Source organism: Chlorobaculum sp. MV4-Y, from assembly GCF_025244685.1.
In the GTDB taxonomy this organism is placed as follows: domain Bacteria; phylum Bacteroidota; class Chlorobiia; order Chlorobiales; family Chlorobiaceae; genus Chlorobaculum.
The window spans coordinates 1,763,579-1,785,063 of record NZ_CP104202.1; the positions used below are offsets into that span (position 1 = coordinate 1,763,579).

The following is a 21,485-nucleotide window of genomic DNA, read 5'->3' on the forward strand; positions in this document are numbered from 1 at the left end:
ATTTTGCGCAGTCTTGATAATTTCTGTAGGGGTAGCCCTCGCGGCTACCCATCTTGTCGCGTGACATTGAAAAAAGAGGGCAACCGCGAGGGTTGCCCCTACAAAGAATCCGACCTCCCGCTCTTCAATCCATCGGCAAACAAAAGAAGCATCCTGAATAAATGTATCAATATCCGCCATTATAAACCGTAATTTTGCTGGTCTGGTTCTGCGGATGTAACTTCTCGTAGTCAAAAACACAGCCCTCGATCAATATATATATACTCTACACTGCATGGAATGGATTTTCAGCCCGGAGGCTTGGATCGCACTGTTGACGCTGACGACGCTTGAAATCGTCCTCGGCATCGACAACATCATTTTTCTGACGATCATCGTGAGCCGGATGCCCGCAGAGCAGCAGAAACCGGGGCGCATCCTCGGCCTCGGCCTGGCAATGCTTACCCGCATCGCGCTGCTGCTCTCGATCACCTGGGTGATGCGCCTGACCAACGAGCTGCTCACCGCTTTCGGCCACCCCGTCACGGGCCGTGACCTCATCCTGCTCGGCGGCGGACTGTTCCTGCTCGCCAAGAGCACCCACGAAATTCACCAGAGCCTCGAAGGCTCGGAAGAGGTCATCAAGGAGCGCTCCGCTTCGAACTTCGTCATGACGCTCATCCAGATCGCCGTCATCGACATCGTCTTCTCGCTCGACTCGGTCATCACCGCCGTCGGTCTGGCCAAAGATATTCCGGTCATGATCCTCGCTATCATGATCGCCGTCTTTATCATGATGGCCGCCTCGAAATCGATCGGCGAGTTCGTCGATCGCCACCCGACCATCAAGATGCTCGCCCTGAGCTTCCTGATTCTCGTCGGAGCAACGCTGGTGGCCGAAGGAGCCGGCTTCGAGTTCCCGCGCGGCTATATCTACTTCGCAATGGCCTTCTCGGTCTCGGTGGAGATGCTCAACCTCCGCCTGCGCAAGCGGGAAACCGAGCCGCCGGTGCATCTGCGCAAGGCACTGGAGGAAGAGGAGGATGAGACCGTCTGAGCGCGACGGTTCAGGGAACCATTTCTGAACCGTCAAAAGTTCTTTGAAAAAGAACGTCAACCAGATCGTTGACCGTGCGTCCAGAAAGGCGGCTTTCCGATTCCGGCGGGAGGCCGCTTCCGGTTGAGACCCTTTCGCCGTCCGGAAAAAGGAGCATACACCATGCCGGTTCCAGCAAAACTCCTCCCCACGCAGCTCTACAACCGGTGCGATCCCGGCCAGTTCACCTTCAGCACCACCGCCGAAATCGATGGCCCGGCTGGAATCGCCGGCCAGGAGCGAGCGCTTGACGCCATCCGGCTCGGCATGGGCATACGGCGCGATGGCTTCAACCTCTTCGCCCTCGGCCCGGCAGGCACCGGCAAGGAGAGCACCGTGCTGCAATTTCTCAACGACGCCGCGGCTGCGAGCTGAGGAACGACATGGAGCGCCTCGTCGAAACGCTTTTCAGCGTCATGCCTGCCGCATTCAGCAGCGAAGAGTACCAGTCTCGGGAAAAGGAGATCGGCGAGGCGTTGCAGGAAAAGCAAGCCAACGCCATGGAGGCACTCGAAAAGGACGCGAGAGAACACGAAATCACCCTCATCCGCACGCCAGGCGGATTCGCTTTCGCGCCGGTGCGCGAGGAAGCGGTAATCGCGCCGGACGACTACCTGAAGCTGAAGCAGGAGGAGCGCGACCAGATCGAAAAGGAGACCGGACGACTGCGCGACAACCTCCAATCGATCATGGCGCAGTTTCCCAAGTGGCAGCGGGAAACCGCAGAGAAGATCAAGGAGCTGAACCGCGAGGTGTCGGCATTCGCCCTGAAGCCGCTCATGGATGAAATCAGAGCCAGATACAAAGAGGTCGAAGCGGTGCTTCGCTATCTGGGCGAAGTCGAAAAGGACATGATCGAAAACTTCGGCCAGTTCTTCGAAAAAGAGTCGCCGGACGAAGGGCCGCTCATGACGCTACAGCCATTTGGCCCCGCCGGGCGCAGGCTCTCCACCGTCCGCTATCGAGTCAACGTGATGATCGACAACAGCCAGCTCGACGGCGCGCCGGTGATTCTCGAAGACAAACCCGCCTCCCAGAACCTCGTGGGTGACATCGAGCACGCCGCGCAGATGGGCACGCTCATCACCGACTTCACGCTCATCAAGCCGGGTGCCTTGCACCGGGCCAACGGCGGCTACCTCATCCTCGACGCACGGCGTCTGTTGCTCGAACCCTTCGCATGGGAAGCACTCAAGAAAGCGCTTCGCACCCGCCAGATCCGCATCGAATCGCTCGCGCAGCTCTACAGCCTCGTAAGCACCATTTCGCTCGAACCGGAACCTATTCCGCTCGACATCAAGGTCGTGCTGCTCGGCGAGCGACAGCTTTACTCCATGCTGAGCAGTTACGATCCCGACTTCAACGAGCTGTTCAAGATCGCCGCCGATTTCGACAACGACATGGAGCGCACCCCGGAAACGCATCTGGCCTACGCGCGCCTCGTCGGCTCGATAGCCGCGCGCGACAAGCTCCTGCCCTTTGAGCGCGGTGCGGTGGCCCGCATCATCGAGCACGGCTCCCGCATGGCGGGCGACGCCACCCGGCTCACCTCGAATCTTCAGGCGATCCGCGACCTCGCGCACGAGGCAGAGTACCACGCCGCACAAAACAAGCGGACGCAGGTGAGCGCCGACGATGTGGAAGCGATGCTCGAAGCACAGCGATACCGATCGGCGCGGGTTCAGGAGCGGATGCGGGACGCGATGATGCGCGGCACGATCCTGATCGACACCTCGTCGGAAGAGGTCGGGCAGATTAATGGCCTCTCGGTCTATTCGCTGGGCGAACAGAGCTTCGGCACGCCGAGTCGCATCACGGCACGGGTACGGCTCGGCAAGGGCGAGGTAATCGATATCGAGCGCGAGGTCGAAATGGGCGGGCCGATCCACTCGAAAGGGGTGATGATTTTGTCGGGGTTCCTCGGCTCGCGCTACGCCGCCGAGCAGCCCCTCTCGCTCTCCGCGACGCTGGTGTTCGAGCAATCCTACGGCGGCATCGAGGGCGACAGCGCCTCATCCACCGAACTCTACGCTTTGCTCTCGGCGATCTCCGGCATTCCGATCCGCCAGTCGCTCGCCGTCACAGGCTCGGTCAACCAGCGCGGCCAGGTGCAGGCTATCGGCGGCGTCAACGAAAAAATCGAAGGATTTTTCGATCTTTGCAACGCGCGTGGCCTCGACGGGCGCCACGGCGTAATGATCCCCGCCTCAAACATCAGGCACCTGATGCTCCGGCACGACATTGTCAAGGCAGTCAAAGAGGGACAATTCTCGATCTGGCCGGTCTCGACCATCGACGAAGGCATCGAAATTCTGACCGGCGTTCCGGCTGGAGAACCCGACGAAAACGGCGCGTGGCCCGCAGGCACAGTCAACGCAAAAGTGTTCGAGCGGCTCAAGACGATGGCTGAAAAGCAAAAATCGTTCGGCAAAAAACAGAACGGCGAATCGGAAAAATAAAAGAGAGGTATCAACGATGACAAACCGCATCATTCACTCGATAGCCGTTGCCATCGACTGCTCGCCGCACAGCAAGGCGTCGCTCGAAGCCGCTGCCGAGATGGCCGCGCGGCTCAAGGCAGAGCTGATCGGCATTTTTGTCGAAGACATCAACCTCCTGCGCGTGGCGGGCCTGCCCTTTGCCGAACAGGTGCGCCTCGACACCGCGACCACCGAAAAGCTCGACACCGCGCAGCTCGAACGGATGCTCAGGCGCCAGGCGGAGCAGGCGCGGAAAATGCTGGAGCATATCGCCCAGACCCGGACACTCCATCACACTTTCCGCGTACTGCGGGGCATGGTCTCCGAACAGCTCATGCAAGCCGCGCCGGAAGCGGACATGCTGGTGCTTGGCCGAAGCGGACGCTCTCCGTCTTGCCGCAAAGGACTTGGCTCAACAGCCCGCACGGCGCTCGACGAATGCAAGATGAACGTGATGCTGATGCGTCCCGGCGTCACAGCCGCCGAAGGCCCACTGCTGGTGCTCTGCGACAGCTCGGAAGCCTCGAAGCGCGCCCTCCGGACAGCGCTCGAAATCGCCGGGCCGAAAAGCACGCTTCACCTGCTCGTCACCGACCCAACCACGGAAGCCGTGGAGCGCTGCAAAAAAGAGGCGAACGCGATGCTCAACGGGCGACCCATCGAAACCGAATACGACCATCTCCCCTTCACCGAAGGCAAACAGCTCGCCAGCTTCATAAGAATGATCGACTCCGGCCTCCTCGTCATTGGCGAAGGCATGAACCTGCCGGACGCGACCATCCGCGAACTGATCGACAACATCGACTACCCGGTATTGGTGGTAAAATGAATTGAACTCTGGGAAACAACAGGGCGGACATACAGGTGCGCCCTTACAGAATTCATCAATTATCCATTTATCGTCGCCATCAAAATCCCCGCTGAAACCGAGGCATTAAGGGATTCGACGGCGGGGTGGGCCCCGGCGTGGGGAATCAGGAGACGACGGTTGGCGAGAGCGAGCACTTCGGTGCTGATACCGTTGGCTTCGTTGCCGATGACAAGTATCCGTCGATCGGGCCACACTGCAAAGGAACGGTAGTCCTGCCCGTTGAGCGCTGAGGCCGCAACCGTGAAGCCATCGGTTTGCAGGCGGCGTAGCGTTTTGGCGAGGTCAGGAGTGGTGTCAATTCCGAGCGCGAAGATGCTGCCTGCACTCGACCGGACCGATTTGGCGTTGAAGGGATCGGCAGTGCCGCGCCCGCAGATGACCGCTTCCGCGCCGAACCAGGCAGCAGTGCGGATGATCGTGCCGACGTTGCCCGGATCCTGCACGTCATCGAGCGCCACGACGAACGAACGGGCGGATGCGGGCCGGTATTCGCCGCCCTGCGGCTTGCGGAACGCAGCACAGACGCCCTGCGGCGAGGTGGTCTGCGCGAGTCGCCGGAAATCATCCGTCCCGGCAAGCCACACCTTCCCGGCGAAACGCCTCAAGCCATCGAGCTGAGCCGCCGCATTTTCGTCGAGCACAAGCGCGTGCAACATTGCCGGATCGGGCAAACTCTGGAGCAGCTCGCTTACCGTGCGCAACCCCTCGGCAAGAAACAGGCTTTCGCTGTCGCGATGCTTCTTCTGCCCGAGCCGCGCCAGACGGCCCAGCATCGCCTTGCTCAGCGGCGGAAATGGTTCGCGCCTCATCGCTTTTCCGTCGAACGTTTGAAGCGCTCCATGACCGCCTTCGGATCATGGGAAAATTCGGTTGGCGGCGTGCCTGGCCTCGACGAAAGATCGCCCGCATCGAGGCCCACCGAAAAGCCTTCGCTGTCGGTTGCATCATCGTCGATGCAGACATCTGGTTCGGTCATGCAGCGCTTGATGTAGTCGTCGAACGACTCCTTGTCGATGGAGAGCGAGAGGGCTGGCGATTCATTGCTTTTGGCCGGACCTTGCGCCGAAACCATTTCAACCACGACGGCCAGTACTCGGTCGCGCGTTACGCCGCCCATACCGGCCTTGCGTGCCATCGACGAAAAAGCGGCGGCGTCCATCGACTCGAGGGTTTCGCGCAGAGTGACAATGCCGCCAACCATGCCGGCATAGGCCGTAACGGCGGACTTCAGCTCCTCGTCATCAGGAACCCGCTCCTTCGAAGCACCCGATGAAGGGGAGCCCGATGGTTTTGTGGATCTTGGTTTACGCACACCGCGTCCGAGAAACTCCTCGTCGATCTCGTAGTCATCGAGCAGATTGCCGACCAGCCCGTCGCGCTTGGCTCGCGCGCGCCGCTCCGAGACGCTCTCGACCACCTCGCGACGCCCTTCCGACATGGTGCGCAGACCGAACAGCAAACCAACAAGCCCGGCATAGAGCGAAAGGAGAAGCACCATCCATCCCGGATCGAAACCACCAAGCGTGGCGACAAGAAGTTCAGCGGCGATAAATACTATGGAAATGCCGACAAGCAAACCGGCGGTGAGGCGTTGGTTCATATCGTCAAATCAGTTGTTATATTTTGACCACTAAAGTAACGAATAATTCGCTTTTCGCCCCGACATGCACACCAAGCCTGAACTGATCTCGCCCGCCGGCGACTGGACTTCGATGCGCGCCGCCCTCGATGCCGGAGCGAACGCCGTCTATTTCGGTGCAGAGGGGTTCAACATGCGGGCCGCGAGCAAGAGCTTTTCGCCGGGTGAGTTCGGCGGCATCACGCGGCTCTGCCGGAGTAACGGCGCGAAAGCGTATCTCGCGCTGAACTCGGTGATCTACGACGCTGAGCTCGGCGAGGTTGACCGCACCGTCGCCACCGCAAAAGCCGCCGGACTCGACGCGGTGATCTGCTGGGATATGGCAGTCATTGAGGCGTGCCGTCGCCACGAAATGCCGATCCACCTCTCGACGCAGGCCTCGGTGAGCAACATCGACGCACTCCGCTTCTACGCCTCGCTCGGCGCACGGATGATCGTGCTCGCGCGCGAATTGACACTCGACCAGGCGACGGCGATCACGAAAATGATCGAAACCGAAAAGCTGCCGGTGACGGTCGAAAGCTTCGTACACGGCGCGATGTGCGTAGCGGTCTCAGGACGTTGCTTTCTCTCGCAGGAGCTGTTCGGCCGGTCGGCCAATCGCGGCGAGTGCGTGCAGCCCTGCCGCCGCTCATACCGCATCGCCGATGTCGAGGAGGGCTTCGAACTCGAACTCGGCTCCGACTATGTGATGAGCCCGAAGGATCTCTGCACCATCGCCTTTCTTGATCAGCTCTTCGACGCGGGCATCGGTGCGTTCAAGATCGAAGGCCGTAACCGCAGCCCCGAATACGTCGCCACCACCACTGCGGCCTACCGCAAGGCCATCGACTTCATCGCTGCACACCGGAACGACGAAGATTTCGCCGAGGCTTACCGCTCGCTGGCTGACGGACTTCAGGAGAAGCTGAAAAAAGTTTACCATCGCGGCTTCTCCGAAGGCTTCTTTTTCGGCAAACCGGCAGACTCGTGGGCGCGGCACCACGGTTCGGTTGCGACCGAAACCAAGAGCTACGTCGGCCTCGTCCGAAAGTATTTCCCCAAAGCAGGCGTGGCGGAAATCCTCGTGCACGGCCCCGGCATCGACGCCGGAGCGACGCTCTCGATTCAAGGCCCGGCGACAGGCCTCGTCACCGTACCGGAGCCTAAGCTGCATCTTGACGGCGAACCTGCAAACCGGGTCGAGCAGGGCCAGATTTTCACCGTCAGATGCAGCCGCGTCCGTAAAAACGACAAAGTGTATGTTTTGTTGAAAAATTAACAACTTACCCCTTTCTCGTCTCGGGCTTTTGCGTACATTTGTAGGAGATGACGCTTTCCATACAGGTAGAGCGTTATCAACGGGCACCTTGCCAAAACCGGAGACAGCGATGATCTACAAAGTCATCTCCAAACCCGAATTCCGCGCCTTCGTCGATGCCCTCGTCCGGGCGAACACCTCCTACGGCCCGCGCCAGGTCGATACCGACCGCAATGGCAAACCGATCTACCAGTTTATGCCGGTCTCGTCCGCGGACGAAATCGCCTTCGACTACACCGTCACAACCTCGTCCGCCAAGCATCTGATCATGCCGTTCCGTGAGGAACTGTCAAAGTTCAATTTCCGCGATGGCAACTGGGATCAACAGGTCAGCTACGACGCACCACCGATCGTGCTGTTCGGCCTGCGTCCGTGCGACATCAACGCCATCAACATCCTCGACGAGGTGATGCTCAAGGGGCCATATCCGTCGCCCTACTACCTGGCGCGGCGCAAGAACACCTTTATCATCGGCATGGATCACCTGCCGCTACCGGATTGCTTCTGCAAGTCGATGAACCGGCACACAACCGACCACGGCTTCAACCTCTTCGCCTCGGACATCGGCGAGAAATACTTCCTGTCGATCAACTCCTCAAAGGCCTTCAACTTCCTCAAGGAGTTCGAAACCGCCGACCCGACCTACGACGACGACTGCCTGCTCATCGAGCGGCGCAAGACGATCAAGCAGAGCTTCACGACCAACGTCGAGGTAACCGGCCTGCCGATGTTTCTCGATCTGGAGTTCGACTCGCCCATCTGGGAAAAGTGGGGCGACAAGTGCCTGAACTGCGGAACCTGCGCAATGGTCTGCCCGACCTGCTACTGCTACAACGTCGAAGAGCACGTCGAAACCGGCCTCGGAAGCTCCAGCCGGGAGAAGCGCCTCTACTCGTGCAACCTGGTCGATTTCGCCGAAGTGACCGGCGGCCACAACTTCCGCCCGAAAAACGGCGACCGGCTCAAGTACCGTTACTATCATCACTACCGCGGCTTCGCGGCCAACGACAACCAGCAGATCTGCGTCGGCTGCAACCGCTGCGGACGCGCCTGCCTGGCCGGCATCAACCCGAAGGACCTCATCAACGACCTCAGACTGGAAAAAGAATCATGCATGACCTGCGTTTCAACATCCCCGCAGAAGAGCTGAACCGCGCGCCGTTCGCCCGCACGAGCCCCGATTTCGGCAAGAAGTCGGAGGTCATGGTGACGGACCACGGCTACAAGTGCCGCATCACCAACATCGTGCCGCTATCGGAGCACGAGCGGCTGTTCCAGCTTCGCATCGTCGATCCGCGCGAGCGCGAGCTGTTCACCTTCCGGCCGGGCCAGTTCCTGATGCTTGAAGTGCCAGGCTACGGCGAAGCACCGATCTCGATTTCAAGTGCCACGAGCAACCGCGAATTCATCGAACTCTGTATCCGCAAGGCGGGCCACGTCACCTCGGCCTTGTTCGAGGCCCGGCAGGGCGCGTTCGTCGCCGTCCGGGGGCCATTCGGCACCTCGTTCCCGATGGAAGCGATGCAGGACTCGGACGTGCTGCTCGTCGCGGGCGGCCTCGGCATCGCCCCGTTGCGCGCGCCGCTTTTCTGGATCAACGACCACCGCGACCACTACCGCAACGTCAGCTTCCTTTACGGCGCGAAGGAGCCGTCGCAAATGCTTTTCACCTACCAGTTCGAGGAGTGGAAAACCGTCAGCCATATCGACCTGCACACCATCGTCGAAAAGCCGGACGACAAGTGGACGGGACGCACGGGAATGATCACCTCGCTCTTCGACGAGATCACGATCGACCCGAAAAACACCTGGGCGATCGTCTGCGGCCCGCCAGTGATGTTCAAGTTCGTCTGCACGCATCTCGACAAGCTCAGCATTCCGATGAACCGGATGTTCGTGTCGCTGGAGCGCCGGATGCACTGCGGCATGGGCAAATGCTGCCGCTGCATGGTCGGCTCGACCTTCACCTGCCTCGACGGCCCGGTGTTCGACTACTGGAGCGTCATGAACCTCAAGGAAGCGATTTAAGGAGTGAGCATGAACCACCTCGGATTCGACACAGAAAAGCTGAAAATCGGCTCCTTCGACTTCACCTGCTGCGAAGGGTGCCAGCTCCAGCTCGCCAACAAGGAATCGACCTTGCCGGAGTTCCTCGCGCTGCTCGACATAAGGAACTTCCGCGAAATCTCCTCGGAGCGATTGGACGATTACGACATCGCGCTGGTTGAAGGAAGCATCACGCGCCAGGATGAGGTCGAGCGATTGAAGGCGATCCGCGCCCAGGCCAAGGTGCTCGTTGCCTACGGAACCTGCGCCTGCTTCGGCGGCATGAACGCGCAGAAGAACAAGTTCCCGAAAGAGGAGTGCATCCGCACGGTCTATGGCGACAAAGAGATCGACACGATGCAGGAGTCGCACAAGATCAGCGACTTCGTCACGGTCGATTACTCGATTCCCGGCTGCCCGGTGAACAAGGAGGAGGTCGAGCGCATCGTGGTGAGCATTGCCACCCGCTCGCCCATCTCGCTGCCGAAGTACCCGGTGTGCGTCGAGTGCAAGCAGCGGCTCAACACCTGCCTGTTCGATCTCGGCGAGGTGTGCCTCGGGCCAATCTCGCGCGCGGGCTGCGACGCAGTCTGCCCGTCAGGCAAAACGGTCTGCCTCGGCTGCCGCGGCCCGGCGGACGGCGTCAACTATGCCTCATTCACGGAGCTTGTGAAAGAGAAGGGACTCAGCATGGACGAGATGAACGAAAAGCTCGCATTTTACAATGGTTTCGCAGATTACCTGAACCATGAAGGTTGACTTCAACATAGACATCCACCACCTGCCGAGGGCCGAAGGCCACGGCGATATTCGCATTTCGGTCAGGGACGGCAAGCTCGTTGACGCCAAGTGGGCGGTGGTCGAAACGCCGCGCTTCTTTGAAATGATGGTCAAGGGGATGAGCGCCGAGCGGGTGCCGTTCCTCACCTCGCGCATCTGCGGCATCTGCTCGATCAGCCACTCGCTGGCCAGCATCCGCTCGCTCGAACGCGCCATGCAGATCACGCCGCCCGACACAGCGAAGATCATCCGCCTGCTCGCCATGCACGGCGAAACGCTGCAAAGCCACGCGTTGCACCTCTTTTTCCTCGCCGCGCCGGACTTCATGGGCACACCGAGCGCCGTACCGCTTCTGCAATCGCATCCCGAGGTGGTCGAAGCAGGACTCATGCTCAAGGAGCTTGGCAACGAACTAAGCATCGCCACCTGCGGACGCGCCACGCACCCGGTCAGCCTGGTGCTCGGTGGTGTCAGCAAAGCCCCGTCGAAGCAGCGCCTCGCCGAAATCAAGCAGATGATCGCTGACCGCAAGCCGATGCTCGAACGTGCCACCGACTTCTTCATGACGCTCCGGATTCCGGAGTTCGTACGCGAAACCGAGTTCATCTCGCTCTTCGACGGCGAAAGCTACCCGTACATCGGCGGCAACCTCGTCTCGACCGACGGCGTCAAACGCGACGAGAACGACTACCTGCTGATGACCAACGAATACACGGTTGACTTCTCCACCTCGAAGTTCACGAGGGTCAGCCGTGAATCATCGGCTGCCGGAGCGCTCGCGCGGTTCAACAACAACTACGACCAACTCCACCCGCGAGCCAAAGAGGCAGCAGCAGCGTTCGGCCTCGAACCGGTCTGCCACAACCCCTTCATGAACAACATCGCCCAGCTCGTCGAGTGCCACCACATCGTCGAAAACGCCGAAGCGATCATCGATCGCCTGCTCGACGACAATTTGCACGACATTCGCACCAGCTACAAACCCCGCGCCGGAGCCGCCACCGGAGCCGTCGAAGCCCCGCGAGGCGTGCTCTACCATTACATGGAGACCGACGACGAGGGCAAGGTGGTCAAGGGCGACTGTATCATTCCCACAACGCAGAACAACGCCAACATCCACTACGATTTGCACGCCCTCGCCGAGCAAGCGCTCGCGCAAGGCAAAGGAGAAAAAGAGGTTGAAAAACTCTGCGAAATGCTGGTGCGCTCCTACGACCCCTGCATTTCGTGCTCGGTGCATTAAAGCCGCACCGCACCTTTGCACTCGGGATAGTTGCTGCAGTCCTAAAACTGCGTACCTGCGTTTTGCCAGTTTTAGCGGTTCGCAAAACTATTGACCTGCCGCACTGAGGACATGCGGGAATACCCCCGGCAGGTGTCGGCTGTCGGCCGGGCCCGCTCTTATGGGGCTCCTGCTCTGACAGATCAATTAAATTCACCCGATGTGTCCGTTCTTTCCGGAACCGCCTCGGCGTTTAGCGCAGGGAATCCTCGTAGTCGAGCAAAAGCTCTTCGAAGCTGGCGCGTGCAACATTGACCAAGCGCAGCTCGATCTACGAAAAAGTCACTGCCGCACGGCTGACCTCGATTACTGTCATAGTCCCAAAACAAAGCTGCCCCGTTTTACCGGGGCAGCTTTGTTGCGTCACACTTGTGACTGCATTACCGAGATGACGTCTTTACTATTTAGAGACCTTGTTTTCAAGATCAGCAAGCCTGCGCATCAACACCTGGATCTGCGAGTTCTGAGTATCGACCACGTTACGCAACGCCACAACCTCCGACGTTGACGCGGTCGGCGCTTTGGGCTTGGAACGTCCGAGCGCTATCGAAACGCCTGCGCGTCCCATTGCTTCGCCACCTGAGATTGCTCCGCCCAGGTTAAAGAGCACGCGTTCACTCGCATAGGCGTTCAGACCAAGCGCAACGGCATACTTACCATTGTACATACCGCCGGCAATGCCGATCTGCATCGGGTTCTCGCCGTTGAACGGCATTGGCTGCACACCGCTCAACGCTGCCGACATGGCACCCACACGGTCGAGGCGGTTACCGAGCCGGGTCACGCTGCCGTCGAGCGCGCCGATTGCAGAACCGACGTTGTTGTAGTTATTCCCCTGAACAGCATAGGTCGGCGCGGTAACGATACCGGTGGTCGTGTCATAGGTGGAGCCACCACCGAAGTTGGTGGCCGTGCTGGTGCCGGTTGCGTAGAGCTGGCTGCCGTTAACCGCGTCGGTCGAGGTGCCACTCAACTCGCCCGGAGCAACGTTGATGATTTTGTTGTTACCGTTGTCCAGCCCTGCGCTCGACAGGCTAACATTATGGTTAGGCCCGCCGGTAATGGTAACGCCGTTGGCGCCATAGGTGCCGGTGTTTGTGCCGTCATCGACAAGCATACCGCCTGAGGTCAACTTAGCGGTGGTTGCGTCTCCAGCTCCATCATGGATGGTCAGCGCGCCGGCAGCTGCTGTATTATTACCAAGGTCAGCCTGTGCGCTGTTGGAGACGGCAAAGGTTTGGCCGTTCGCGGAGTCGATGAAAGAAACTCCGTTGTTATTAAGCACCTGGGTTGTCGATGCCGTACCTCCTGAAATAGTTGTACTGGTCGCATCAGCAGTAATGCCGTTCAGGTGACCGCCTGCATTGGTGACACCAAGCGACGCACTTCCGTCAACGACGTTCAGAGAAGCACTACCATCTGTTGATGACAGAGCGCCGGTGTTGGTGATGCCGTTCGTCGACGTCTGATCTGCCACGTCCAAGGTGCCGCCGATCGATGCATTGCCGCCGATCGATGCATTGCTGCCGTTGGTAAGATCGCCCGTGTTGGTGATGTTACCATCATTGGCGAACAGACCCGTGTTGATGATGCCGTTCGTCGACGTCTGGCCCGTCACGCCCAAGGTGCCGCCAATCGATGCATTGCCGTTGTTGGTAAAACTGCCTTTATTGAGAAGCGTATGTGTTACATCATCAATAGATGTAGTTGTTGAGGTACTGTTGCCAGGACCCACTCGTACGGGCTTGTACGCAGCATGTGTGTCCTTGGGAGATGTCAGAAGACCTGTAACGGAGAGAAGACCGCAAACGATGGCCAGATCGAGAGTTTTCTTTGAAGAACGACGACGACCAACCGAATTTCAGCGAAAGCGCACTTTCCTGCTCTTATTCATAAGAAAAACTCCTTTTTTGTTTGTTGTTGAAATCAAATGATCATTAAATGATCGACAATGATACTAAAAGAGAGTTTATACATATGGCTTACAAAAAACAACTTTTACGTTATAAATTTAGCATGAAGCACCATGAAGCATAAAGAGAAAATTAATCCCATGCGTTTCCGCCAAAGCGTTAACAAAAGCATAACGTCACAACAGCATCACGCAGTATGCTCCAAAAAATAAAGTCGAGAATCGGCATCGGCTGGTAAGGCAACAAGAAGTTCCCCGACGACCACAAACGGGAACAGTTCAAATACATCTGCCTGCGGAAGGAGATGAGAGAATAAAATAAAGAGACTGTTGACAACTCGCCCGTTCGCTTTTTCTGCGAAGAGCTGCAAGACTTCACCGACACGGCAGCTCTGTGCATCATCGTGAATCTGGGAGTAATGAGCTGCAGAAGGTGATGCTCACCTTTGGCGATGGCTCGCCCAAAAACCTCACCGGCCTGGGCCGTCGATGAAGCGAAGCTCAAGGCGCTGAATGATATGGAGGCGCTAAAGCGACCTTGTCAAGAATCGTTTTGAACCGGTAATGGAATGACCGGTGGCTTGCGAACTGGTTGACGACCGGATCGGAGTGGTACTCGACCACAAGGTTGAGGCAGAACTGCGTCCAGCGATCAGTCAGCATACGAACCGCCGCAGCATCTCGCCGGTCAGCTCGCGCAGCTCCTGCCGGGCAGCAGGAGCTCTGGCAACGGAAGAGCAAATTGCGGGCCGGGCGTTCTCGAAATACTCTCCGTTGTAGTCGTTCCGCGCGATCTCCATCACCGTCTCGAAAACATCGTCACCGCCAACTGAAACATCGTCACCTGCAAGCGCCCATCCGGCGTGCAGCAGCTTGGTGGCGATCACGCCGGGATCGAGCGAGTTCGACCTCACGGCCTCGTCACCGCTCGACGAGTCGATGGTGAACATGATGTTGAACAGCTTGCTCCGCGCGTAGGCCTCGTAGCCAGAATAACTCCGCTCGCCCTGCATGTTGGACGGATCGAACACGGCGCTGTGATGATCCATTGAACTCACATTCAGCACCGATCCGCCGTTGGCAATCAGCACCGGCTTGACGGCACTGGTCAGTAACACCGGAACGAGATAGTTGACGCAGAAGGTCGTCTCGTACCCCTCCGGCACCAGCGTCCGCGTCGGCATGTACACCGCCGCATTGTTGATAAGCAAGTCGAGATCGGGAAAGCGTTCCGTCAGCTCCCGCCCCATCGAATACACCGCATCGAGATCAGTGAAATCAGCCTCAACCGCCCCAAGCGGCTCCACGCCCGTGGACTGGACGATTGCCGCGCACGCATCGCTGATCCGGGAAGCACTTCGCCCATGCACAATCACCCGATGTCCCGCCGATGCAAAGCGCTTCGCCGCTGCAAGGCCAATGCCGTCAGTGCTTCCGGTGATGCAGATGGTTAATGGGTTCATGCTTTTTTGATAAAACATTACAAAAAATGGAGATATGCCCTATCGCCTATCCATCAACCCGCTCACCACCCAGTCGTTCGCCGTGCTGTTGAGCGTGCTGCCGCAGAAGGCGCATTTGATGTCGAGCGTGTCCTTGACCGGTGCGCCGCAGGCCGGGCAGGTGTGCTGGTAGATCGAGCCTTTTCCGGCTCCGGCGCTGACGTCACGGGTCAGCGTCATGATCTCCTCGTGTTCCACGATCTCCGGATCGACGAGCCGAACGCTGTTGCCGGTGAGCACTGCCCGCTGAATCGACGCGGTAAGCGCAAAGGTGAGGATGTTTTTCCCGTCTCGCTGCTCGGCCTTGATGAGCGTCACGCGGTTCAGGAAAATGCGGTTGAAAATCTCCTTGTTCTGTTCGTACTTCGGCGTAAGCTGCCGAAACAGGTCGTCCGTGACAAACCGCCGCATGATCGCGGGATTATGCATGGCCTTGGCGGTCATCATCTGCATCCAGGCGTTTGAGGCCTTGTCTTCGACGAGCTGAACGGAAAAATCGCCATAGACCGAATTCATTTCTGTAACCTTCGCCTCCAGATCGGGCATCTTTTCCGAATGAAGCCCGTCTCTGCGGTAATCCTCCTGCTGGGTGATTTCGGCGAGCACCCAGTCGAACTCGCCGGAGTTGACCATCGCGTTACAATACTTGCACTTGCAGAGTTCGCCCATATCCTTCGGCAGCGGCGCACCGCAGTTGGGGCATTGTTCGGAGTCGTAGATATCCTTGCCAGCCGCGCCGCGCTTGCGGATGAACGACCAGTACTCGACAAATTCGCTCGTCCCCTCTTCGTCCAGCGCATGGTTCAGGGCGCAAATAAACCGGTCGGTCATGCTCGCCTTGACGCCGGCGTGGACAATGTCATACCGGCCATCCTGCTCGATCCGCTCGACCCACACCATCGAGATGTTGATGTCGCTCAGCGGATTGCTCTGCTGGAGCAGGCGCATCATTTTGAACTGGGTGTTGAAGCGCTGGTAAACGCCGTCGGAGATAAACCGGCGCATCATGTCCGTGCTCTGCGCCGACCAGGCCATCTGCACTTCGAGAAACGCCTTGCGTACCTTGGCGAGAAACGTGACTTGATCGAAACCGGCAGGGGCTCCGGGGAATCCCGCATTGTTACCGATACCGGGCAACAGTTCAGGCATAACCTCCTCGAATGGGCTTCCATCCGATCCTTTCCGCAATTTCGCCGCGACGTTGAAGACGACGTAGAGCATCGCGAGAAGAAACATGACGGTGAAAATCACCGAAAAATCGAAATGGCCGGATGAGCCGTAACTATGATAACTATTGAAACTGTGATACGTGCTGTGTCCGCCCCCGGAAAATCCACCGCCAGAATGTCCACTACTACTATGCCCGCCTCCACTATGTCCACCCCCACCTCCTGCCCGGGCAAGAAGCTCACCGGCAAAAAACGGAACACCAAGCACGGCAAAGGTAGCGGAAGCAACAACGCGGGAGAAGAGAGCTGATCGCATGGGAGTGGCTCAGCGGTTACAGTTGTGAGAGAATCTGCTGCTTTTTGGCATCGAACTCCTCCTGCGTGATGAGATTGCTGTCGAGCATCTGTTTCAGCTTGGAGAGTTTGGCCACCAGATCGTCCGCCGCTGGTTGTTGCGCGTTCATGCCGCCCATCATGCCAGCCATCGCCTGCCCCAGCCCGACACCTGCACCAAGTCCAACCCCCGCACCGGCAGCACCACCCTCATTCTGCGCGGCATCGCGAAGCGCGACGAGCTGCTGGAGCTTGGCGAAATCGACACCCACCGCCTGTGCGGCCTGCGCTTCAGCCTGCATGTCCGCGACTCGCCCAACGCGCCGCTTTGTGTCATCGTCGAAATCGGTGTTCTCGACGCGAAAATCGGTCAGCCCGAAGCCGAGCGCCGCGAAGATCGGCGCAACCTTCTCCCTGACGCCATCGGCAATCTCGTTCCGTTTGGCGTCGATCTCGTTGTAGCCGAACTTCGCTTCTGCGAGAAAATCGGTCAGCGGCTGCACCAGCCTCGCCACGATCACCGTGCGAAGCTCATCGATGGTCAGCTGATCGCGCTGGCCCATGATGTTGACGAAGAAACTTCCGGCATCGGTAATCCGGAACGAGAAGTTGCCATACCCGCGCATCCCGACGGGAAACTTGTACTGCGGATCGAGGTATTTGACCGGCCCCGGCGTCCCCCACCCCTGGTTCAGGATTTCGGCTGTCCGGAAAAAATAGATGCCGACCTTGTGCTCGCTCCGGAACGCCTGCATGAACCTGGTAATGGTCGTCCAGAAAGGAATGTTCGCCGTTTTCAGGTCGGTCATGCCGGGTTCGGTGATGACCGCCTGCGGCTTGCCTTCATAGACAAAAATCACGCCCTGGCCGGGGCCGACGATCAGCTTCGATGCATTCTTGATTTCATCCCCGTTATCCGTCCACCGCTCAAAAAGCACATCCGGAGCCGGGTTTTTCCACTCGATGACCGAACGGAGCTGCCCCGTGACTGAATTCCATAACGCCATATCTCTTTTCCTTTTATTGTTTGCTTCAAGAAACCTGATGTCATACAGATACAATCAAAACCGAACTATACGACGCCAACCAAAGCAAAACCCTGCTTGCCTGCAGGCGCCTGTTCCTGAAAATAGCCTTGTGACAAGATTTTCAGCGCATTGGCAGATGAATGAAGAAAGATACGGTATTGAGCAACAAGGTGGATGGAGGCGCTGAAAAAGAGGTGATCGTCTCAAAGTGATTCCAGGGAAAGAAGGCGACCAGGAAGTACCGTTTTCAGGCCGTGCCTTTTCAGAAAAGCACGGCCTGTACGGAGAAAATCAGAGGATTTCGACCAGTTCGAGTTCGAAGTTCAGATCGAGACCGGCCATCGGATGGTTGGCGTCGAGCGTGACGGTGGTGTCGGTCAGATCGACAATCATCACGATCGCTTCGCCACCGTCGGCGAGGCTCAACTGCAACTGCTGGCCGATTTCGAGCGGAATTTCGGCGGGAATCTGGTCGCGTTTGATTTCGGCGATCAGCTCTTCAGCTCTCGGGCCGTACGCCTCATCCACGGGAATGTTGACCGTCTTCTTCTGGCCCGGTTCCATATCGACCAGCGCGCGGTCGAAGCCTGCAATCACCATACCGGTGCCGATGGTAACCTCCAGCGGGCCGCGATCCATGGAGCTGTCGAAAACCGTGCCGTCATCATACGTGCCGGTATAGTGAACCAGAACCTTGTCGCCTTTTTTTGCCTGTGCCATAACTCGTTCTCCTTCTATCATTTAAAATCGGGACATCCGCCAGAAAGACCATCAACTCTTACCGGAACCGAAAGCCAACGACTGCCCGCATGAAAAAAAATTCCGCCAGAAGATAACACTTTTTACCAGAGCCGGGCCGAAAAGTTCCGGCATGACTCGCCGTATTGATCTGCCGCGACACCACTTCAAAGTACACCGATTGGTGTCGAAACGTTCAGTGCCGGGTATTCTCCCCCTCCTCACTCCACCGGCAGTTCGACGGCGTTGTTGTCGTCGTCTTCGAGAGTTTGCGGAGAATGGATGAACGAGATCAGCTTTTCGCGGACGTGGCAGCGAAGGTTCCAGAGGTCGGTGGCGTTGGCGGCACTGACAAGCGCGCGAAGCTCCATGGTGACATCCCCCGAATCGGTGACTTCGAGCCGGGCGATGCGTTTGTCCCAGAGCGAACTCTGAGCGACGATCCGCTCGAACTCCCGCCGCACTTCATCGACCGGCACGTGGTAGCCGACCCGGAGCATCACTGCGCCGGTCAGTTCGAGTGAGTTGAATGTCCAGTTCTGGAAGGGCTTGTCGATGAACCAGGTAATCGGTACGATGATGCGGCGCTCGTCCCAGAGACGCACAACGACGTAGGTGAGCGTGATCTCCTCGACACGCCCGCTCTCCTTTTCGACAACCACGATGTCGCCGAGACGCACCGGCTGGGTGATGGCGATCTGGATGCCCGCGATGAGGGTCTGAAGGCTGCGCTGGGCGGCGAAACCGATCACGATGCCCGCAAGCCCTGCCGAGGCGAGAATGCTCAGGCCGATCTGCCGAACGGTCTCAAAGGTCATCAGCACACCGGCAATGGCGACAATCACGACCAGCACGTTGACGATCTTCCGGAGCAGGCTGATGTTGGTGGTAATGCGGCGCGCCTCTATGTCGCTTTTTCCGGCATCCCGGTAGCGCTGCCGGATCACCTCTTCGATCACAGCAAAAATCCTGAGCACGAACCATGAGACGCCCGCTATCGAGCTGATGGAGAGGATGTGAGTCAGAAGCTCCTTGATCTCACCCGGTATCCGGACATAGTACACGATTCCGGCGAGGGTGATCAGAACAAAAAGCAACCGGATTGGGATGAGAAGCCGGACAAGTACCGGCGCACTTCCCGCCACGGTTTGCCTGATGCGTTCAAGAATCCGTTTCAGCACAGCATTGCCAAACAGATACAGCAGTACCGCCAGCACGGTGGCAGCCACCGGCATCATCCACGATTCGATCAGAGTCTCTGCGTTCATCATCGTCCATTGATTGGTTCCGGGCGTTCGGCCCGATTCATAGTAAAAAGGTAGTGATGAACTCGAATGCCTGCAAACGCGAACGTCCCGAAGGGGCTGCCTTCGGGACGTTCAGAAAGGGGGGGCGAGATGCCTTCAGCGCGAAATCTTCATGCGGTCGAACTCTTCGCGGGAGCGGCTGACGCAGTCCTCGATGGCCATGCCGCCGTAGTAATTGCCGGTCATGTAGAGGTTACGCACGTTGCCGAGCATCTGGCCGGCTTTCGAGGCCCAATCCTTATGGCCAACGCGCAATGAAGGCACCACATTCTTTTTGGTGACGGTATGCTCGATCTTCGACTGACTGACGCCAAGCACCTCGGTGATCCGCTTGAATTTGGCGTTGTCGTCAAGGCCCGGACGGAAATGGAATGCAAAACCGCGGAAATTGTCATCGGGCACGGTGTCGCGCGACACCATCGAAAAGAAGGTGTCGTTCGGCGAAATGATCGCAGCCACAGGCTTGAGTGACACGTTGCTTTTGCGGATCACCACGCCAACCGAATCAACATCAGCGTACCTGAGTTTGGTAAAGTGATCGGCAAGTCCCGGATTGATGTCGTGCACCAGCCGTGCTGCCGGAGCCGAGGGCAGCGCAATGACGAGCGCATCACCGGCATACTCCTGACCGTCAGCGGTTTTGACAACATACTTGCCGCCTGAGGTCGAAACCGACTGCGCCGGCGAACCGGCGCGAACCTCGATTCCCTTCTGGCTGGCGATGGTGCGGGCAACGCTCTGCAGGCCATTCTTGAACGTATAGTTCTTGAGCACATCCTTGCGTTTTTCACGGCTCTTGAACATCATGTCAGCCGGAAAATCGTCAGTCGGCTGCGACGGCACGGCGTTGAAGAAGTGGCTCACCGTGTTGCGGTAGTTGTTCTCTCCAACGATTTTGGAGTAATAGGAGCGCACCGACATGTTCTCCTTCTTGAGGGAAAAGATGTTCGGCGCGGAACGGAGCAGCTCGAAAATATTGAGTCCGGACATGATCGACGACACCTTCCCGTTCTTGAGCAGCGTGAAGGGCACTTTGGCACGGGGAATGATGGTATCGGCGATGCCGCAGCCTTCGACGATGCCGAGCAGGTTCTGGTAGGAGCTGTAGCAGGTGTGCGCCCCCATCTCCAGCCAGAATTTGTCGTTGTTGCTCGAAAACTGGGGGGAGGAGAATGAACCGCCAACGGCGCTCTCCTTTTCAATCAGTGTGGTTTTCATGCCGGCCTGCGAACAGTAAAATGCCATGCTGAGTCCGCTGATGCCGCCGCCGATGATGACTACCTCTTTTTGCGCCATGAGAAAGCTGGTGATGGTTCGTAGAAAAAATGATGGGTAATGTAGCGAAATCATTACAGAAGATCATGGCAAAACGTAACGGGCTTTACCGGCCCTCATAGCCCTCTTCACGATAGTGCGCCACGTAACGCACGTAATTTTCCGGCGACTCGGCGATATTGGCACGCTCCTCCTCGGTGATCGGGCGGATCACCTTGGCAGGAACTCCGGCAACCAGCATTCCCGAAGGCACCCGAAAGCCCTGCTTGACGAGCGACCCGGCAGCCACGATCGACCAGGGTTCGACGACGCAATGATCGAGCAGGGTAGCGCTCATACCAATCAGCACGTTGTCCTCAACCGTGCAGGCGTGCAGCGTGGCCGCATGGCCGATGGTCACGTTGCTGCCGATCTTCAGCGGGCCGGTATCGTGGGTCACGTGCAGCGTCGCGTTGTCCTGCACGCTGGTCTTTTCGCCTATAGTGATCGGGCAGACATCGCCCCTGACCACTGCGTTGAACCAGATGCTCGAATGCGCGCCAATTTTGACATCGCCAATGACATAGGAGCCTTCGGCCAGAAAAACGGACTCGTGAATCTCCGGGTGCATCCCCCGGTATGACATGACCTTTCTCATGAGACGGATAATTGAAATTTTGGACGACTTATAAACTCAAATTTCAGATTACCGTTTTTTCACCCGATTTGAAAGAGCGCCACGTGTAAAATGGAGGATAAATCGATGCCC

At 58.2% G+C, this 21,485-nt stretch carries 21 protein-coding genes; 10 read left to right on the forward strand and 11 right to left on the reverse strand.

What is annotated here, in order from left to right:
• The first annotated feature begins 274 nt into the window (after positions 1 to 274).
• From NY406_RS08750 to NY406_RS08765, 4 genes are all read left to right on the forward strand, one after another.
• Positions 275 to 1,036, forward strand: coding sequence for a TerC family protein (locus NY406_RS08750; protein ID WP_260533717.1), 762 nt, complete (start codon positions 275 to 277; stop codon positions 1,034 to 1,036).
• 162 nt (positions 1,037 to 1,198) lie between these two features.
• On the forward strand, positions 1,199 to 1,450 hold the full coding sequence (locus NY406_RS11225; protein WP_317618646.1) for a hypothetical protein: 252 nt from the start codon (positions 1,199 to 1,201) through the stop codon (positions 1,448 to 1,450).
• A gap of 8 nt (positions 1,451 to 1,458) precedes the next feature.
• A complete protein-coding gene (locus NY406_RS11230; protein WP_317618647.1) occupies positions 1,459 to 3,534 on the forward strand; it encodes an ATP-binding protein in 2,076 nt (691 codons plus the stop codon).
• A gap of 16 nt (positions 3,535 to 3,550) precedes the next feature.
• Positions 3,551 to 4,384 carry a universal stress protein gene (locus tag NY406_RS08765; protein WP_260533719.1) on the forward strand — a complete coding sequence of 278 codons (834 nt, stop codon included), beginning with the start codon at positions 3,551 to 3,553 and terminating at the stop codon, positions 4,382 to 4,384.
• Between the two features lie 59 nt (positions 4,385 to 4,443).
• Here NY406_RS08765 and NY406_RS08770 read toward each other — a convergent pair whose 3' ends face one another.
• Positions 4,444 to 5,235: a TrmH family RNA methyltransferase gene (locus NY406_RS08770; RefSeq protein WP_260533721.1), complete on the reverse strand. Its 792-nt coding sequence runs from the start codon at positions 5,233 to 5,235 to the stop codon at positions 4,444 to 4,446.
• Positions 5,232 to 6,026, reverse strand: coding sequence for a hypothetical protein (locus tag NY406_RS08775; RefSeq protein ID WP_260533723.1), 795 nt, complete (start codon positions 6,024 to 6,026; stop codon positions 5,232 to 5,234). Before NY406_RS08775 ends, NY406_RS08770 begins: the two co-directional genes overlap by 4 nt.
• A 64-nt stretch (positions 6,027 to 6,090) precedes the next feature.
• Between NY406_RS08775 and NY406_RS08780 the strand changes: the two genes are divergently transcribed.
• The 5 genes from NY406_RS08780 (at position 6,091) to NY406_RS08800 (ending at position 11,434) form a co-directional block, all read left to right on the forward strand.
• Complete coding sequence (locus tag NY406_RS08780) at positions 6,091 to 7,326, forward strand: peptidase U32 family protein (protein ID WP_260533725.1); 1,236 nt, start codon at positions 6,091 to 6,093, stop codon at positions 7,324 to 7,326.
• Positions 7,327 to 7,435: 109 nt separating this feature from the next.
• A complete protein-coding gene (locus tag NY406_RS08785; RefSeq protein WP_260533727.1) occupies positions 7,436 to 8,515 on the forward strand; it encodes a 4Fe-4S dicluster domain-containing protein in 1,080 nt (359 codons plus the stop codon).
• A gap of 53 nt (positions 8,516 to 8,568) precedes the next feature.
• Positions 8,569 to 9,393 (forward strand): FAD/NAD(P)-binding protein, encoded by an 825-nt coding sequence (locus NY406_RS08790; protein ID WP_260633781.1) that lies wholly within the window; start codon positions 8,569 to 8,571, stop codon positions 9,391 to 9,393.
• 9 nt (positions 9,394 to 9,402) lie between these two features.
• Positions 9,403 to 10,170 (forward strand): NADH:ubiquinone oxidoreductase, encoded by a 768-nt coding sequence (locus tag NY406_RS08795; RefSeq protein WP_260533728.1) that lies wholly within the window; start codon positions 9,403 to 9,405, stop codon positions 10,168 to 10,170.
• Positions 10,160 to 11,434 carry a Ni/Fe hydrogenase subunit alpha gene (locus tag NY406_RS08800; RefSeq protein ID WP_260533730.1) on the forward strand — a complete coding sequence of 425 codons (1,275 nt, stop codon included), beginning with the start codon at positions 10,160 to 10,162 and terminating at the stop codon, positions 11,432 to 11,434. The genes NY406_RS08795 and NY406_RS08800 overlap by 11 nt, the downstream gene beginning before the upstream one ends.
• Before the next feature lie 439 nt (positions 11,435 to 11,873).
• Here NY406_RS08800 and NY406_RS08805 read toward each other — a convergent pair whose 3' ends face one another.
• The 4 genes from NY406_RS08805 to NY406_RS08820 form a co-directional block, all read right to left on the reverse strand.
• Positions 11,874 to 13,208, reverse strand: a complete 1,335-nt coding sequence (locus NY406_RS08805; RefSeq protein ID WP_260533732.1) for a beta strand repeat-containing protein — start codon at positions 13,206 to 13,208, stop codon at positions 11,874 to 11,876.
• 678 nt (positions 13,209 to 13,886) lie between these two features.
• The gene (locus NY406_RS08810; protein ID WP_260533734.1) at positions 13,887 to 14,048 is read right to left on the reverse strand and encodes a hypothetical protein; all 162 of its coding nucleotides are present in this window, start codon (positions 14,046 to 14,048) and stop codon (positions 13,887 to 13,889) included.
• Positions 14,042 to 14,848, reverse strand: a complete 807-nt coding sequence (locus tag NY406_RS08815) for an SDR family NAD(P)-dependent oxidoreductase (RefSeq protein ID WP_260533736.1) — start codon at positions 14,846 to 14,848, stop codon at positions 14,042 to 14,044. Before NY406_RS08815 ends, NY406_RS08810 begins: the two co-directional genes overlap by 7 nt.
• A 39-nt stretch (positions 14,849 to 14,887) precedes the next feature.
• The gene (locus NY406_RS08820; protein ID WP_260533738.1) at positions 14,888 to 16,123 is read right to left on the reverse strand and encodes a zinc-ribbon domain-containing transport protein; all 1,236 of its coding nucleotides are present in this window, start codon (positions 16,121 to 16,123) and stop codon (positions 14,888 to 14,890) included.
• A 108-nt stretch (positions 16,124 to 16,231) separates the two neighbouring features.
• On the opposite strand from NY406_RS08820, the gene NY406_RS08825 reads away from it, so the two are divergent.
• Positions 16,232 to 16,366, forward strand: coding sequence for a hypothetical protein (locus NY406_RS08825; RefSeq protein ID WP_260533740.1), 135 nt, complete (start codon positions 16,232 to 16,234; stop codon positions 16,364 to 16,366).
• Between the two features lie 22 nt (positions 16,367 to 16,388).
• Here NY406_RS08825 and NY406_RS08830 read toward each other — a convergent pair whose 3' ends face one another.
• From NY406_RS08830 to NY406_RS08850, 5 genes are all read right to left on the reverse strand, one after another.
• On the reverse strand, positions 16,389 to 17,396 hold the full coding sequence (locus tag NY406_RS08830; protein WP_260533742.1) for an SPFH domain-containing protein: 1,008 nt from the start codon (positions 17,394 to 17,396) through the stop codon (positions 16,389 to 16,391).
• A 312-nt stretch (positions 17,397 to 17,708) separates the two neighbouring features.
• Positions 17,709 to 18,137 (reverse strand): peptidylprolyl isomerase, encoded by a 429-nt coding sequence (locus tag NY406_RS08835; RefSeq protein ID WP_260533744.1) that lies wholly within the window; start codon positions 18,135 to 18,137, stop codon positions 17,709 to 17,711.
• A gap of 239 nt (positions 18,138 to 18,376) precedes the next feature.
• On the reverse strand, positions 18,377 to 19,426 hold the full coding sequence (locus tag NY406_RS08840) for a mechanosensitive ion channel family protein (RefSeq protein ID WP_260533746.1): 1,050 nt from the start codon (positions 19,424 to 19,426) through the stop codon (positions 18,377 to 18,379).
• Positions 19,427 to 19,558: 132 nt separating this feature from the next.
• The gene (locus NY406_RS08845) at positions 19,559 to 20,758 is read right to left on the reverse strand and encodes a protoporphyrinogen/coproporphyrinogen oxidase (RefSeq protein WP_260533748.1); all 1,200 of its coding nucleotides are present in this window, start codon (positions 20,756 to 20,758) and stop codon (positions 19,559 to 19,561) included.
• Positions 20,759 to 20,843: 85 nt separating this feature from the next.
• On the reverse strand, positions 20,844 to 21,374 hold the full coding sequence (locus tag NY406_RS08850; protein WP_260533750.1) for a gamma carbonic anhydrase family protein: 531 nt from the start codon (positions 21,372 to 21,374) through the stop codon (positions 20,844 to 20,846).
• Positions 21,375 to 21,485: the final 111 nt, after the last annotated feature.